Genomic DNA, 14,830 nt, shown 5'->3' on the forward strand with positions numbered 1-14,830 from the left:
GGATGTTTTGTCACCGGGCTGCACCAATCAAAGATGAAAAAATGGGATCGGCGGCTGGTAACAGGGCTTCCCGCGTTTATCAGCTGCCGTTAATTTGTCCCCTGAAAGGGACAACATAGAGGAGGAAACAGTCTTGGACTTTTTAAATATTTTAATCCTCCTTGCGCCAATATTTTTTGTTATTGCGCTGGGATGGTTCGCGGGTCACTTTGGAAGCTATGATGCTAAATCTGCAAAAGGGGTAAGCACGCTCGTTACGAAATACGCGCTTCCAGCCCACTTTGTATCAAGCATTTTGTCAACGCCAAAAGATAAGTTTTACAGCCAGATTCCGCTTATGATTTCATTGGTAGTCGGTATCGTTGGATTTTACGTTATTATTTTGCTTCTTTTACGATTTTTGTTTAAATACGATTTAACAGATGCTTCAATGTTCTCATTGAACTCAGCACAGCCGACATTCGCCTTTATGGGTATTCCTGTATTGGGCAGCCTGTTCGGCATGCAGGAAGTTGCGATTCCGATCGCAATTACGGGAATTGTCGTAAATGCGATGCTTGATCCTCTTGCGATCATCGTCGGAACTGTCGGCCGTTCTTCTAAAAAACAAACGGAAACGACAGACAACATTTGGAAGGTAACAGGAAAATCAATTTTACACGGTTTGTCTGAACCGCTCGCTTTTGCACCGCTTGCAAGTATCATTCTTGTATTATTCGGTCTGCAAATCCCTGAATTGCCTCAGAAAATGCTTGATATGCTCGGAAATACGACTTCAGGTATCGCCCTGTTCGCAGTCGGGGTGACTGTCGGAATCCGTAAAATCAAATTCAGCATGCCTGCTTTGAGTATCGCTTTATTAAAAGTCGCTGCTCAGCCTGCTTTAATGTTTGTGATCGCGATGGTCGTCGGCCTTTCTTCCGCTGACATGACAAAAGCGGTTCTGCTCGTGGCATTCCCTGGTTCTGCTGTAGCGGCCATGATTGCTACAAACTTTGAAAGCCAGGAAGCGGAAACGGCATCCGCGTTTGTAATCAGTGCGGTGCTGTCGATTATTTCGCTGCCGATATTGATTGCAATTACAGCATAAGGAAAAAGCTTGCAAGAAGCCGGTTTATGGCCTTGCAAGCTTTTTTGCGCTTTAAAAAGAGAAGATCGATTTCAATTTGCTTTTCGGTTTTTTTTCTTCTCTTCTGCCGGCTGTATCTTTTTCCTGGCGGTTCATGCTTTCCAATTCGCTGATTTTCTGTTCGAGATGTTTGATCTGCTGCCGTTCTTCTTCAAGTTCACGCCTTTGCTGCAGAAGCTGATAGGAGACGACATCGTCCGCTTTTTGTTCCAGCTTTCTTTCCAGTTCGGCGATTTTCTTTTGGAGCAGCTCGCGTTCAAGCTGTTCATGCTCTAAAAAACGCTGCAGCCTTTCTTCGAGCCGCTCATTCAATTGCAGTGCAGGGTCTTTCGTTTGAATCATTTCGTTTTTCTTGATGAAGAAGGTTTTTTTCGGGCGTTTGATCGTGACATCCTGCATAGACGTACCGTTTTTTAACTGCTCTTTTACTTCTTTTAAAATGGCGATATCGTCTTCCGTGAAAAAGTAGTGGCCAAGCTCATTTCGGGAAGCGGGCAGTTGCAGCTGTTTAACCCAGCGCTGCACCGTTTTGGTTGAAACCCCGAGTTCATTTGCCGCATCAGCAGTATTCATATGATACCTCCTTTTAACCTGTAACTGTTCATTAAAAAGGGTATTCGACCTGAATGAAAAGCTTCCTTCCTGTTAGACAAAAGAAGAAGGGATTCGGCAAAGAAAGCGGTTTTTCCCCAGATGGTGCAGGCATTGCTATGCCTCGTAAAGCTCTAAAGGCAGGCCGTCCGGGTCGGAGAAGAACGTATAGCGCTTGCCCGTTCCGGGATCGGTGCGGATCGGTTCAGCAGTGATGCCTTTTTGCTTGAGCTCCTTGACGGTCTGTTCAAGATCGGCCACTGTGAAAGCCAAATGGCGGAGTCCGGCAGCTTCGGGTCTGGTAAGGCGTGCGGGCGGATCTGGAAAAGAAAACAGCTCGATGACATAGCGGCCGTTTATTGAGAGATCCAGTTTATATGAATCCCGGTCCTTCCTGTACGTTTCGCTCAGAATCTCAAGTCCGAGCTTGTCGACATAGAATGTTTTGGATGCTTCATAATCTGAGCATATAATGGCGATGTGATGAATCGATTCCAGCATTGAGTCAAGCTCCTTTTTTCTTAAAAGTATAGCAAAAAGACGCGGCTGCTACCGATAATGGCGAAGTTGTTTTGACGGGGAAGAGTCCCTATACTATAATTAGAATGTTACGCACAGCAAACAGAGGTGAATAGCGTGTTAGACCGTTTAAAATCGATAGAGGACCGATACGAAAAATTAAATGAACTATTAAGCGATCCGGAGGTCGTCAACGATCCGAAGAAGCTTAGAGAATATTCGAAAGAACAATCTGATTTACAAGAAACAGTTGAAGTATACAGACGTTATCGGAGCGCGTCGGAACAGCTGAGCGATGCAAAAGCGATGCTTGAAGAAAAGCTTGACGCTGACATGCGCGAGATGGTCAAAGAGGAGATTTCCGAACTGCAGGAAGAAATCGAATCGCTCACAGATCAGCTGAAGGTATTACTGATCCCGAAAGATCCGAATGATGACAAAAACGTTATCATGGAAATCCGCGGTGCAGCGGGCGGAGAAGAGGCCGCTTTGTTTGCCGGCAACCTTTACCGCATGTACAGCCGCTACGCAGAGCTCCAAGGCTGGAAAACAGAAGTGATGGAAGCGAATACGACAGGTACAGGCGGATATAAAGAAATCATTTTTATGATCAATGGAAGCGGCGCATACTCAAGGCTGAAGTATGAGAACGGCGCACACCGCGTACAGCGCGTTCCAGAGACCGAATCCGGCGGGCGCATTCATACATCCACTGCAACGGTAGCCTGCCTGCCTGAGGCTGAAGAGGTAGAAGTCGACATTCATGAAAAAGACATTCGCGTCGACACCTTCGCTTCGAGCGGTCCGGGAGGGCAAAGCGTCAATACGACGATGTCAGCCGTCCGTCTGACCCACCTTCCGACAGGTGTTGTCGTGTCTTGCCAGGATGAGAAATCTCAGATCAAAAACAAAGAAAAAGCGATGAAGGTTCTGCGCGCGCGAATTTACGATAAATTTCAGCAGGAAGCTCAGGCTGAATATGATCAAAACCGGAAATCCGCCGTCGGAACAGGAGACCGCTCTGAGCGCATCCGTACGTATAACTTTCCGCAAAACCGCGTCACTGATCACCGGATCGGCTTGACGATCCAAAAGCTCGACCAGATCCTTGAAGGCAAGCTTGACGAAGTCATCGACGCGCTGATCGTCGAAGACCAGGCAAGCAAGCTTCAGCAGGCGGAGAGCTAAACATGAAAACAATTTTCGAAGCCCTCAGGTGGGCTTCTTCTTATTTGACGGAAGCGGGAAGAGACCAAAATGCCGCGGAAATTTTGCTGACAGATCAGCTGAACATCGACCGCAGCAAACTGTTAGCAAGCTTCCATGATGTCATATCAGAGTCTGATTTTTCGAGGTTTAAAAAATCTGTCGAGCTTCATTATCAAGGAGTGCCTGTTCAATATATCACCGGAAAAGAGTCCTTTTACGGACGGGAATTTTCGGTAAATGAACACGTTCTGATTCCGCGTCCTGAAACAGAGGAAGTCGTTGAAGCGGTCCTTTCCGAAGCGGAAAGAGTTTTTCACGGAACAGATCGTCTTAAAGCCGTCGATGTCGGTACAGGAAGCGGGGCGATTGCGGTGACCCTTGCCCTCGAGAGCCCGCGTTTTTCCGTCACGGCGACGGATATTTCGGAACAAGCTTTAAGTACAGCGAGACACAACGCCGACCGGCTTGGGGCGAAAGTGGATTTCTTCGGCGGCGATTTGCTTGAGCCGCTTATCACGCGACAGAAGAAAGCTGATGTCATCGTTTCGAATCCACCTTATATATCTGAGGAAGATATGAAGACGCTGTCAGATGTTGTCCGTCTTCATGAACCCGCCGGGGCTTTGACGGACGGTGCTGACGGATTGCAGTTTTATAAGCGTTTCATGAAGGAAATTCCATTTGTCATCGCAGATCAAGCACTGGTGGTGTTTGAAATCGGCTGGGCACAGGGGAATGCCGTCAAAGACATGTTTCACCGCTTCTTTCCTGATGCTGACGTGCGGGTGAGGAAGGATCTTAATGGAAAAGACCGCATCGTCTGCGCGGTCATTGAACAACATAGTTAAAAAAACCGCCGAAAATGAAGTGACCCCAAAAAGTTAGACAAATAAAATCTCATGAAGCAGTTTGACTGGCATGATTCCGGTATTGTACCGGGCTCATGCCTTTTCATTTGATCTTGATCCGTTTATGTCCTTCATTCCCCGCAAAATGCCTTTTAACCGCGTGTATTTTTCCTCAGCTGTCAATTTAGCATAAGAAAACTGCACCTCCAATTGTTAAGTGTGATGCGGTTCAAATTCCCGGAGGTCTTTTTGTTTTGAAAATAGGAACCGCAGCCTTGATCGTTCAGGCGGCTTGCTTTACTGTTTTTTAACAAAATTTTTATCTGAATAAAATAAAAAATAGTTCAAGATTAATATATATCCTAAACGGATTGTCTAATTTTTAATGTAGGGGACAGTGTCACGACATCCCTCTGTAAGCCGCTTTCCCCATTCAGAAGGTTTACCATTGCACATACGGCTTTTTGAGCCAGCTCTTCAACAGGAATATCGATTGTCGTGATTTCCGGATCGGTCACCTCACAGATCGATTGATTGTCATATCCAAGCACTGCAAGCTGCTTTGGCACTTCATATTGATAATATCGGGCCCTTTTAATAATTCCTGCGGCCACTTGGTCGTTTCCCGTAAAAATGGCGGTCGGCTTTTCGGACATGTTGTGGATTTGGTCCATAATGCGGAAGCCGTCATGAATTGTAAATGCGTGGCTGAACATCCACTTCTCCTGGAAACGTAAACCTGCATCAGACAATGCTTTCATAAACCCTTCTTTTCTCATAATCTGGGCCTTGCTATGTATCGTGTCACAGCAAAAGGCCATTAAATGATGCCCTTTTTGAATAAAAAGCTCCGTTCCTTTATATCCGGCTTCGAATTCGTCATAGCAGATCACCGGCACGTCCGCTTCGGCGTGGAATTCATTTGCCAAGACCACGGGACCGTATTTGACGTATTTTTTGATGTCTTCCCATTCATTTTCAAGGCTGCATAACATAACGCCGTCGACTTCTTTCCTCTTGAGCAGCTCCAGTACTTTCAGTTCATTCTGCTTTTGATAAAACGTCTGAAACACAATGACTTTATATTGGTGTTTCAGCGCTTCAGCGGACATATGCTTCATGAGCTGCGCGAAGAATGGGTGGTCCGCGTGAGGGACAGACACTGCGAGAAACATCGTTTTGTTAGATCTGAGCTTTCGTGCAGACGTGTTCGGGATGTAGTCCAATTTTTCGATGACTTCCAAAACCCGCTTCCTTTTTTCTTCAGATACATAGGGATGATCGTTCAGTACTCTTGAAACAGTTGTTTTTGACACATTACTTAATTTTGCTATTTCGTCAATCGTAGGCATAAAGTCACTTCCTGAAAAAAAGAGTTGTTATGGTATCGATTCCATCATTTAACATATGTCATGAAATATGACAGTTTCCCAAAATAATAAAAATGAGGTGGAATTGATGAAAACCGCAAGTGAAAACATGACTTGCACAAGCAAACAGCTATTTGTCCTTCTGAATGATTTGAAGGAAGGGAAGCTCGCTGGTGAATGCCGTATAGACGACACACTGGCAAATCAAAAATTAAAAGAGATTTTGCAGCAGGACCAATTCAACATGAGCGCCAATTTGTTGAACAGAATGGATTCCCTGCCCTCCAGAGTTGATTTTATGCCGCTTCATCGACTGATCACAGATGAAGAAGTAGAAGATGTGATTCATGCGGTGAAAGACGTGCTACCGACCGGGCAATTTACAAGTGGTTCTTATGTTGGCGTATTTGAAGCTGAAATAGCCGCTCTTTTGAGAAAAAATCATGTCATGGCTTCCTCCAGCGGAACCGATGCCATGATTGTCGCACTAAAGGCTGCAGGTGTTGGACAAGGTGATGAAGTCATTATGCCTGCAAACAGCTTTGCTGCAACGGAAAACGCCGTGCTTGCAGCTGGAGGCACTCCGGTTTTCTGCGATATTGACCCTGTTACATTTTGCATGGATCCTTCTGAAATTGAAGCATGCGTCACTTTGAAAACGAAATGTATTTTGCCTGTACACCTTTATGGAAAGCTGCCTGACATGGAAGCCATAGCAAAAATCGCTGATAAATACGGCATCCCGATTATTGAAGACGCCTGCCAGTCGATCGGCGTTTCCGATCTGGGAAAAAACAGCCTTTGCTCCATATTAAGCTTCAATCCGTATAAAAATCTCGGCACTTGCGGAAAAGCCGGCGCAATTGTGACGGATGATCCATCATTTGCATCCGCATGCATGGAATATATGTATCACGGCTTTGAACTGAATCAAAAAAATAAAAAGGCGGCTGATTACGGCTTTAACGCTAAGATTGATAATCTGCAAGCCGCTATTGGACTGGCAAGGATGAAATATCTTTCATTAAATAATCTGAAGCGCTTATATTTAGCAGATCGTTATATTGCGCATTTGCAGCAGTATGAAGACAGAGGTCTGATCAAATTGCCTCAAATGACCGATGATCATGTGTGGCATTTGTTTACAATTAAAATATTAAACGGAAACCGAGACCAAGTCAAAGACATGATGCTTAAATTTCACAATGTCCAAACAGATATATACTACCCGGTTTTATCCCATCATCAAAACACACCGCTTGTAAAAGCCAATTATCAGCACACATCTCTGCCGGTCACTGAATCAGTGCATAAACAAATGCTTCAACTTCCTCTCTATCCGGGACTCACCGTGGAAGAACAAGACAAAGTAATGGAGGCTTTAATTGATGTCGTATCATGAAACACTTTCTTTTCACACTTTGCAGCATGTAAACAAGCCGAAGTACGCCGTATTTTGCGATTTTGATGAGACATATTTCGCCCACAGCATCACCGATGAATCGAGAAAAGCGCTCATGGACCTTGAAACATTTATTCATTCGCACCATCTTGATCACAAGATTTTGCTCGGCTGGGTGACCGGGAGCAGCCTGTCATCCGTTCTTGCAAAAATGAAGCGGGGAGGCTTTCGATATCTTCCGCATTTTGTCGCCAGTGATCTTGGCACTGACATCACTTATTTCTCTGGAGAAGGCCAAGTCTCTGATAAAGATTGGGAAGCCCGATTGCAAGAATCAAATTTCTCCCATGATCTGGTCGAAGAAATCAAGCAGACTCTCTCTGAAAAATATGAGATTGCGCTTGTGCCTCAGACTCAGCATGGTTTTTCCCGCTATAAAATCAATTATTACTATAGATCGTCGGATGAGAGCACAGATAAGAGGGCGCTTGAAGCCATCAGGCGACTTGCAAGAGAGTATGAAATAGGAGTAAATATCAATCGCTGCAACCCTTTGGCAGGCGATCCGGAAAACAGCTATGATGTGGACTTTATCCCCTTGCGGACAGGCAAACCGTACATTGTGGATTTTATATTGGATAAATTCGCGATAGAGAGGGAGAATTCATTTGCTTTCGGCGACAGCGGAAACGATGTGGATATGCTTAAAAAAACCGGACATGGTTATCTGGTGGGGAATGCGACAGCAGAAGCCAAGTCGCTCCATTCCCGTATGACAGAAGGCAGCTATACGGCTGGAATTTTAGAAGTGCTAAAAGCCCATATCAAACGATAAGGAGTGTCCTTAGATGAAAATCGGAATTATTGGAGCCGGAGGAATTGCAAAAGCTCATGCGAAAGCTCTTTCAACAGTCAAAGGTGCCGAGCTTTCCGGGTTTTTTGATATCAACTCGCTTGCCTCGCGTAAATGTGCGTTTGAATACGGAGGAACTGTATTTAACAGTATGCAGGAGCTGCTGAATCAGTCGACGGCAGTTATCGTTTCATCGCCGAACTTTTGCCATAAAGAACATGCGCTTGAAGCGGTGGCCGCAGGTAAGTATGTATTGTGTGAAAAACCGATGGCTGTCTCAATGGAAGAAGCGGAGGAGATGAAAAAGAGGGCGTCTCAATCTGCTTATATTCCGATCATGGGCTTCAATTACCGCCATCTCACATTTGTTCAGCGCCTAAAAAATATGATATCCGGCAATGAACTTGGAGATATTTTGTCCATCAATGTCCATTTTAAGAAAAACAGCGCCTTGAGAAGAAAAAAATATACTTGGCGCGATCATTCGAAAAGCAACAAAACGAGCGGGGCATTAGGAGATTTGGGTGTGCATTTAATCGATCTCATTCTCTATTTGTTCGACAGCCCGTTTAAACTGGACAGTTTAAAAGTCAAAATGATGACGGTCGTCAAAGAAAAAGAACAAAAACAGGTATATGTTGATGATCATTCTGAAGTATACGGTCAGCTTGAAAATCATGTGTTTGTCAATATGATTACGTCAAAATGCACAAAAGCGGATGAATGCGGCTTTAGCATCGAGGTCAATGGCCAAAACGGCGTATTTTACTATCATTCACGGCAGAAAAATCAGTTTTTGCTGAGAACGGGATTGACGGAGCAGATGATAACAATGCCGGACACGTGGCTGACAGACCCTGAAAATGAATTTTACGGATGGGCCGATTCCTTCAGAGTTCAGCTGATCCAATGGATGAACGGAATTCGGGATCGCAATTTCGCATCTCTTGCCACTTTTGAAGATGGATACAAGACGCAGTTTTATTTAAATGGATTTTTCAATAAAGGTCAGCAGCTGTCCCTTTCAAAACAAGCAAACTAGCATTGGGAAAAACCCTTGCCGGCCGTGCCAAAAGCCGCAAGGGTTTTATGGTCTGCAACGAAGGAGTGAATCTAATGAAAAAAACATTTCTATTCGGTTGTTCGTTTTATTTTCTTGTAGGGATTATCCATATCCTGCTGGGGAGCCTGTCACCGTATATCATTCAAGAATATCATCGGGATCTTCATGATCTATCCTTCCTGATCTTTTTCCAATTTACCGGTTTTCTAATCGGCGTCCTGCTTGCGCCGATATTTGTCAGACGCACCTCTCATATGGCTGTATTGACGTTTGGCCTTCTTCTTATTCTCGTTACGCTTTTAGGCGTTTTTCTTTTTGATGTGTTCATCTTTTTTGTCATCATGGGGTTTTTGCTCGGCTTTGGCGCGGGTACTTTAGAAACGACGATGGGAGCGTATGTGATTGCACAAGATAAAAATGCGAAAGGGATGAATATTTTAGAGGTTTTTTTCGGATTAGGCGCTTTGCTGTTTCCTTTTCTTATTTATATCCTTACGGAACGATATGCCTGGCATTTCCCCTTGTATGCTTTATTTATCTTCGTTTTTGTGCTTGCGTGTATGTGGGTGGTTTATTTGCGCAGAAAAACCCCCGACACTGCTTCTGGTCAAATGGCTTATCAGGAAAAACCGACTGTGTCAGCCATATTTGAAATCGGAAGGAAAGAAAAAAACATTTTCCTCTTTCTCATATTCGCTTTTGTATATGCGGGTATCGAGACCAATTTCGCAAACTTTTTGCCGGCGCTGATGCTGGAAAAAGGAGCAGAAGAAATCAGCGTCATCAGCGTCACGTTTTTTTGGACGGGAATGGTGTGCGGACGTTTATTGACAAGTATTTTTGGCGGACGCTTAACTTCCGTTGCCTTTTTGATCTTCAGTGCCGGAGCCTTGACTGTTTTGCTTTTGATTCTGGCGTGGTTTCCGGTTCATCAATTACAGCTGCTCCTCGTATTTTTCATCGGGCTGTCGGCAGCCGGCATTTTTCCGTGCGCCGTCACTCTGGCCTCGTTGGCTGGAAAGCCTTTTACAGAGGAAATCACCAGTCTCTTCATTTCATCCGCAAGTCTGGGAGGAGCGCTTCTTTCATTCTTGATCGGCTGGGCGATTGATGCAAGCGCAGCCGCTGTTTTTCCGTTTCTGCTGTTCGGTGGATTGGGGGGCTTGCTGCTGGTGATCAGCGCGGTGATTTTTTTATCCGGCCTGCAAAAAAACAAGCAGAGCCATTTGGAGATGTAGACCTTTTAGGAAGAGATTACAAGCTTAGTAGGATTTTTTTCAGCATCCGTTTAAACCGTTCCATCTTTGACCATAATGTTGCTAGAAAAGGTTGAAGAACGGAGAGGAACGGTGGGGAAAATGAAGAAATCAAACATTGCCTGTATGTATATTTTTCTTTTATTAATAGGAGCGCTAGCAAATCTCACGACGGAAGAGACGGCCCAATCATCAGGCGGGAAGCCTGCCGTGATTCCTGATGAAGCGATTCGGCTGCGGATTTTGGCAAACAGCGACAGCGTGAGCGACCAAAGCGTCAAACGCAAAATCAGGGATGAGGTCAATAAACAAATTACCAAATGGGTGGAAAACCTGACCTCGGTTGAGGAAGCGAGACAAGTCATCAGGTCGAAGCTGCCCGAAATCAAAGAGGTTGCCAAGGATGTCATGAAACGCGAAAATGTCCGGCAATCCGTGTCTGTCCGTTTTGATCGAGTTTCATTTCCGACAAAGCTATACGGCAATATGGTGTATCCGGCCGGAGAATATGAGGCTGTTTTAATTACATTAGGCAAGGGAGAGGGAGCCAACTGGTGGTGCGTCCTGTTTCCGCCGCTTTGCTTTCTTGATTTTTCCAATGGGGAAGCCGTAAAGTCGCCTGAAGACGAACAAATCGCTGCCGGGGAAAAAAGCCGGGAAGAAAAAACAGACGCGGCGGATGTAGCGGTATCTGGCAAAGATAAAGAAGACAAAGAAGACAAAGAAGTGAAGTTTTTTCTTGTCGAATGGATTACCGGGCTTTTTTCTTAAAGGGACCGCCTTGCTTTCGTGCAGGGCGGTTTTTTACTGTTTGTTTTTTCATGATGGTTATTCACGCTTTTGAATATGATATAATTTTCCAAAATGGTTCGGGGGAAATACTGCTTTTCGGATATACACCTTTTGCCCCTTTCTGATGCGCTAATCACATTGCGCGGCAGAAGAGAAACTGTCTTATCACCAGTACGGAGTTTATTTGCATACTCATTCAAAGCGTTAGTTCCTGCTAATCAAAATTGAAAAATGAATAGCCGGCTTTCTTCCAAATCAAAAGGTATATTTTACTGTCGCCCTCATAGATTGGATAGAGAAGTTAAAAAACGGGGTGAAAAGATGTTCTACCAATTGAGGTTAGCGGAAACGAAAGACATGAATGCGATCGAAGCATTTTTAAAAAAGGCGGGGACAAGCCATAAAGGTCTTGAGGAAGCGAAGAGCCAGTTTATCATGATGGAAGACCCTCCCGATGAAATCGTCGCCTGCCTCGGAATGGAGGAATTTGAAAACAAAAAAGGGCTGCTGCGCTCGCTTGTCGTGTCTGACAAGCTCAGCCAAGGCCACATCGTTTCCTTGTTTCAAAGCATGCAGGTATTGTGCGAGAAGCGGGGAATCCAAACCCTTTATTTAATTGCCAATAAGCGAACATCGATGGATTTCCTTGAAGTGCTCGGTTTTAAACAAGCTGCGGCAATTCCTGAAGAGCTTGATGGCTCTGAGCATGTTTCAGACTCACTGAACGTAAATGGAGCCGTTTTAATGGAGAAAACGTCAAGTTAGCCGTTAACTTATACACAGGGATATCCACGGATTCAAAAGCGTTATCCACAAAATGTGGACAACGCTTGTTTTCTTTTCTTTCATCTTTTATACTTTCAACATGATTTACATGAATTATTAACGTTTTTAGTGTTTTATTAAGGGAGTTTTGATGTTAATGAAAACAAAAGTATGGACTGTGGATGTAAAACGCGATTTGTCCACAAACTGTCCACAAATTACACAAGCTGCAAGACTGCTTCAACAAAATGAAACGGTTGCTTTTCCGACAGAGACTGTGTACGGACTTGGTGCAAACGCCAAACACAGCGAAGCAGTAGCTAAAATATACGAAGCGAAAGGGCGTCCGAGCGACAATCCGCTCATTGTCCACATCGCTGAAATTGAACAGCTCGCAGAATTTGCAGAGGTTGATTCGCCTCAGGCCGAAATGCTGATGAAGCGTTTTTGGCCCGGGCCGCTGACCCTTGTGCTGCCGTGCAAGCCCGGGGTGTTATCCACAAGGGTGACGGCGGGGCTCGACACGGTCGCGGTCAGAATGCCTGATCATCCTGTGGCGCTTGAGCTGATTAGACAGGCCGGCGTTCCGGTGGCGGCCCCGAGCGCCAATCTGTCCGGGAAACCGAGTCCGACGAAAGCCGAGCATGTCGTCCACGATTTGAACGGACGGATTGCAGGTGTCGTTGACGGCGGTCCTACAGGAGTAGGGGTCGAATCAACGGTTGTTTCATGCACCGGTGAAATCCCGGTCATTTTGAGGCCGGGCGGCGTCACAAAAGAGCAGCTCGAAGAAACGGCCGGCCCCGTCTTGATTGACCAGGGCCTCACCGACGAAAAAAAGGCGCCTATGTCTCCCGGGATGAAATATACGCATTATGCACCGGAGGCCCCGCTTGCCATTGTGAACGGGGGCGTTGAAGATATTCAACGGCTGATCGACCAATATCAGAAGGACGGCATGAAAGTCGGTGTCCTCACAACAGAGGAACGGGCCGGTGCCTATCAGGCGGATGCCGTCCGCATTTGCGGCAGAAGAGACCGGCTGGAAACCGTTGCCGCAGGGTTGTATGACGCTCTCCGCAGCTTTGATGGCGAAGATCTCGGTTTTATTTTTGCGGAGTCTTTCCCTGAGGAAGGGGTGGGCCGGGCGATTATGAACCGGCTGTTGAAAGCGGCAGGCCACCGCGTAATCGAGGCATAGCCTGAGCAGGTTTGTTCTATCCGCCTTTGGACGTGCATAAGCTAGAAAAGCTGGCGTGTCCAAGGGGGAATTGCATGAATGTTGATGTGTTAATAGGCGAAATCCTGACGCTCTCGATCATGGCTTTTGCACTCGGCATGGATGCCTTTTCAGTCGGTCTTGGAATGGGAATGGCCAAGCTGAAAAGGAACCAAATCTTTCAAATCGGCGTCATTATTGGATTGTTCCATGTCATCATGCCGCTTGGCGGAATGATTGCGGGACAGTTTCTTTCGGGTGCGCTTGGTGCGCTTGCGGGGTATCTTGGGGGAGCACTTTTATTGGTGCTGGGCATTCAGATGATTGCCGCATCTTTTAATAAAAGCGGGGAGCAGATCATCTCTCCGCACGGCTTCGGCTTATTCATTTTTGCCGTCGGTGTCAGTCTCGACAGCTTTTCAGTCGGTCTCAGCCTCGGCCTTTACGGGACGAAACCGTTATTAACGATCTTTTTGTTCGGTTTGTTCAGCATGGTGTTAACTTGGGCCGGCCTTCTGCTTGGAAAAAAGGTTCAAACATGGCTTGGCGCCTACAGTGAAGCGCTCGGAGGAGCCATCTTGCTGAGCTTCGGCCTGAAGCTTTTGCTGCCAATTTAATTGAAAGAAGAAAATCTTTTTTCTGTTTTGCATAACATAATGGAACTTAGAAAAAGAGGGGGCGAGCTCCCTTCTTTTTTGATTTCTGGAGCGGATTTTATTATTTTCCGGCTGAATCCTTTATAATATGAACAAAGGAGTGAACAAGATTGAACATATTATTTGTCTGTACTGGAAATACGTGCCGCAGCCCGATGGCCGAAGCGCTTTTTAAATCTGCGGCTGCCGAAAAGAATCTGAACGTCTCCGTCAAATCTGCCGGGTTGTTTGCTCCTGAAAACGGAAAAGCTTCTTTATATGCAGTCGAAGCGCTTTTTGAAAAAAACATCGCCCTGAATCATACATCTTCACAGCTTTCCGAGGAGAAGGTGGAATGGGCGGATCTTGTACTGACGATGACAGAGCAGCACAAGCAGCTGGCAGCACATGAATTTTCAGAGAGCCGAGATAAAATCTATACGCTGAAAGAGTATGTCAAAGGAGAAAGCGGGGACATCATTGACCCGTTCGGCGGTTCCCTCAGCGACTATCAAAAAACGAGGGATGAGCTGGAGCAGCTGCTGAGCAAATTGGCAGAGATGCTGGCGAAGAAATCTCAGGAATAGAAGCGGGCTAAGGAGCGTTTGCAAATCAAGCGGCAGCGGGTACAATAGACATGATCAATCAGAAATATATATCGGCTGTATACTGCTTAACGGTCTCCGCGAGACTTTTGGCGGCACATCAAACGAGGAGGAGTCATTCCAATGAAAGTAATCATTGCTTCAGATCACGGCGGAATCAATATCAGAAAAGAAATTATGGCATTGATGGATGAATTGAACATCGAATACGAAGATTACGGCTGCGAATGCGGTTCAGGATCTGTGGACTACCCGGATTATGCGTTTCCGGTCGCGCAAAAAGTGGCGGACGGGGAAGCCGACAGAGGCATTTTAATATGCGGAACAGGAATCGGCATGAGCATTTCCGCCAATAAAGTAAAAGGCATCCGCTGCGCCCTTGTTCACGACGTTTTCAGCGCGAAAATGACAAGAGAGCACAATGACACGAATGTTCTTGCGATGGGTGAACGGGTGATCGGCCCTGGTTTAGCGAGAGAGATTGCAAAGGTTTGGCTTACGACTGAGTTTTCAGCTGGGCGGCACGCCGTCCGCATCGGAAAAATCGCCGATTATGAAGACAAGCATGAATAAA

The 14,830-nt window shown here is 45.7% G+C and carries 16 protein-coding genes; 13 read left to right on the forward strand and 3 right to left on the reverse strand.

Annotation, left to right across the window (positions count from 1 at the left end; all coding sequences use genetic code 11):
- The first annotated feature begins 133 nt into the window (after positions 1-133).
- A complete protein-coding gene (locus tag H2R00_RS17080; RefSeq protein WP_145651633.1) occupies positions 134-1,090 on the forward strand; it encodes an AEC family transporter in 957 nt (318 codons plus the stop codon).
- A 51-nt stretch (positions 1,091-1,141) separates the two neighbouring features.
- Here H2R00_RS17080 and racA read toward each other — a convergent pair whose 3' ends face one another.
- Entirely contained in the window at positions 1,142-1,702 is a 561-nt protein-coding gene (gene racA, locus H2R00_RS17085) for a chromosome-anchoring protein RacA (protein WP_154998385.1), read from the reverse strand.
- A 135-nt stretch (positions 1,703-1,837) separates the two neighbouring features.
- A complete protein-coding gene (gene gloA2, locus H2R00_RS17090) occupies positions 1,838-2,221 on the reverse strand; it encodes an SMU1112c/YaeR family gloxylase I-like metalloprotein (protein WP_154998383.1) in 384 nt (127 codons plus the stop codon).
- Positions 2,222-2,356: 135 nt separating this feature from the next.
- On the opposite strand from gloA2, the gene prfA reads away from it, so the two are divergent.
- Positions 2,357-3,427, forward strand: a complete 1,071-nt coding sequence (gene prfA / locus H2R00_RS17095; protein ID WP_154998381.1) for a peptide chain release factor 1 — start codon at positions 2,357-2,359, stop codon at positions 3,425-3,427.
- Between the two features lie 2 nt (positions 3,428-3,429).
- A complete protein-coding gene (gene prmC, locus H2R00_RS17100; protein WP_182069916.1) occupies positions 3,430-4,296 on the forward strand; it encodes a peptide chain release factor N(5)-glutamine methyltransferase in 867 nt (288 codons plus the stop codon).
- 362 nt (positions 4,297-4,658) lie between these two features.
- Here the strand turns inward: prmC and H2R00_RS17105 are convergent, their stop codons facing one another.
- A complete protein-coding gene (locus H2R00_RS17105; RefSeq protein ID WP_154998377.1) occupies positions 4,659-5,648 on the reverse strand; it encodes a LacI family DNA-binding transcriptional regulator in 990 nt (329 codons plus the stop codon).
- Positions 5,649-5,754: 106 nt separating this feature from the next.
- Between H2R00_RS17105 and H2R00_RS17110 the strand changes: the two genes are divergently transcribed.
- From H2R00_RS17110 to rpiB, 10 genes are all read left to right on the forward strand, one after another.
- Positions 5,755-7,068, forward strand: a complete 1,314-nt coding sequence (locus tag H2R00_RS17110; protein ID WP_182069917.1) for a DegT/DnrJ/EryC1/StrS family aminotransferase — start codon at positions 5,755-5,757, stop codon at positions 7,066-7,068.
- Positions 7,055-7,903 (forward strand): HAD-IIB family hydrolase, encoded by an 849-nt coding sequence (locus tag H2R00_RS17115; RefSeq protein WP_154998373.1) that lies wholly within the window; start codon positions 7,055-7,057, stop codon positions 7,901-7,903. Before H2R00_RS17110 ends, H2R00_RS17115 begins: the two co-directional genes overlap by 14 nt.
- 13 nt (positions 7,904-7,916) lie before the next feature.
- On the forward strand, positions 7,917-8,963 hold the full coding sequence (locus H2R00_RS17120) for a Gfo/Idh/MocA family protein (RefSeq protein WP_182069918.1): 1,047 nt from the start codon (positions 7,917-7,919) through the stop codon (positions 8,961-8,963).
- 74 nt (positions 8,964-9,037) lie between these two features.
- On the forward strand, positions 9,038-10,222 hold the full coding sequence (locus tag H2R00_RS17125; RefSeq protein WP_182069919.1) for an MFS transporter: 1,185 nt from the start codon (positions 9,038-9,040) through the stop codon (positions 10,220-10,222).
- 120 nt (positions 10,223-10,342) lie between these two features.
- Entirely contained in the window at positions 10,343-11,011 is a 669-nt protein-coding gene (spoIIR, locus tag H2R00_RS17130; RefSeq protein ID WP_182069920.1) for a stage II sporulation protein R, read from the forward strand.
- 342 nt (positions 11,012-11,353) lie between these two features.
- Positions 11,354-11,797 carry a GNAT family N-acetyltransferase gene (locus H2R00_RS17135; RefSeq protein ID WP_154998365.1) on the forward strand — a complete coding sequence of 148 codons (444 nt, stop codon included), beginning with the start codon at positions 11,354-11,356 and terminating at the stop codon, positions 11,795-11,797.
- A gap of 157 nt (positions 11,798-11,954) precedes the next feature.
- Positions 11,955-12,998, forward strand: a complete 1,044-nt coding sequence (locus H2R00_RS17140) for an L-threonylcarbamoyladenylate synthase (RefSeq protein WP_182069921.1) — start codon at positions 11,955-11,957, stop codon at positions 12,996-12,998.
- A 74-nt stretch (positions 12,999-13,072) separates the two neighbouring features.
- The gene (locus H2R00_RS17145; protein WP_023857078.1) at positions 13,073-13,633 is read left to right on the forward strand and encodes a manganese efflux pump MntP; all 561 of its coding nucleotides are present in this window, start codon (positions 13,073-13,075) and stop codon (positions 13,631-13,633) included.
- A gap of 149 nt (positions 13,634-13,782) precedes the next feature.
- Entirely contained in the window at positions 13,783-14,238 is a 456-nt protein-coding gene (locus H2R00_RS17150; RefSeq protein WP_182069922.1) for a low molecular weight protein arginine phosphatase, read from the forward strand.
- A 141-nt stretch (positions 14,239-14,379) separates the two neighbouring features.
- On the forward strand, positions 14,380-14,829 hold the full coding sequence (gene rpiB / locus H2R00_RS17155; RefSeq protein ID WP_020453266.1) for a ribose 5-phosphate isomerase B: 450 nt from the start codon (positions 14,380-14,382) through the stop codon (positions 14,827-14,829).
- The last annotated feature ends 1 nt before the right edge of the window (position 14,830 follow it).

Source organism: Bacillus haynesii (assembly GCF_014042035.1).
In the GTDB taxonomy this organism is placed as follows: Bacteria; Bacillota; Bacilli; order Bacillales; family Bacillaceae; genus Bacillus; species Bacillus haynesii.

Excerpts from the sequence above, each read along its gene's own strand:
- spoIIR (WP_182069920.1), top strand. The coding sequence starts at position 10,343 with ATGAAGAAATCAAACATTGCCTGTATGTATATTTTTCTTTTATTAATA.
- H2R00_RS17135 (WP_154998365.1), top strand. The coding sequence starts at position 11,354 with ATGTTCTACCAATTGAGGTTAGCGGAAACGAAAGACATGAATGCGATC.
- gloA2 (WP_154998383.1), bottom strand. The coding sequence starts at position 2,221 with ATGCTGGAATCGATTCATCACATCGCCATTATATGCTCAGATTATGAA.
- H2R00_RS17110 (WP_182069917.1), top strand. The coding sequence starts at position 5,755 with ATGAAAACCGCAAGTGAAAACATGACTTGCACAAGCAAACAGCTATTT.
- racA (WP_154998385.1), bottom strand. The coding sequence starts at position 1,702 with ATGAATACTGCTGATGCGGCAAATGAACTCGGGGTTTCAACCAAAACG.
- H2R00_RS17120 (WP_182069918.1), top strand. The coding sequence starts at position 7,917 with ATGAAAATCGGAATTATTGGAGCCGGAGGAATTGCAAAAGCTCATGCG.
- prmC (WP_182069916.1), top strand. The coding sequence starts at position 3,430 with ATGAAAACAATTTTCGAAGCCCTCAGGTGGGCTTCTTCTTATTTGACG.
- H2R00_RS17140 (WP_182069921.1), top strand. The coding sequence starts at position 11,955 with ATGAAAACAAAAGTATGGACTGTGGATGTAAAACGCGATTTGTCCACA.
- H2R00_RS17115 (WP_154998373.1), top strand. The coding sequence starts at position 7,055 with ATGTCGTATCATGAAACACTTTCTTTTCACACTTTGCAGCATGTAAAC.
- H2R00_RS17105 (WP_154998377.1), bottom strand. The coding sequence starts at position 5,648 with ATGCCTACGATTGACGAAATAGCAAAATTAAGTAATGTGTCAAAAACA.
- rpiB (WP_020453266.1), top strand. The coding sequence starts at position 14,380 with ATGAAAGTAATCATTGCTTCAGATCACGGCGGAATCAATATCAGAAAA.
- H2R00_RS17145 (WP_023857078.1), top strand. The coding sequence starts at position 13,073 with ATGAATGTTGATGTGTTAATAGGCGAAATCCTGACGCTCTCGATCATG.
- H2R00_RS17125 (WP_182069919.1), top strand. The coding sequence starts at position 9,038 with ATGAAAAAAACATTTCTATTCGGTTGTTCGTTTTATTTTCTTGTAGGG.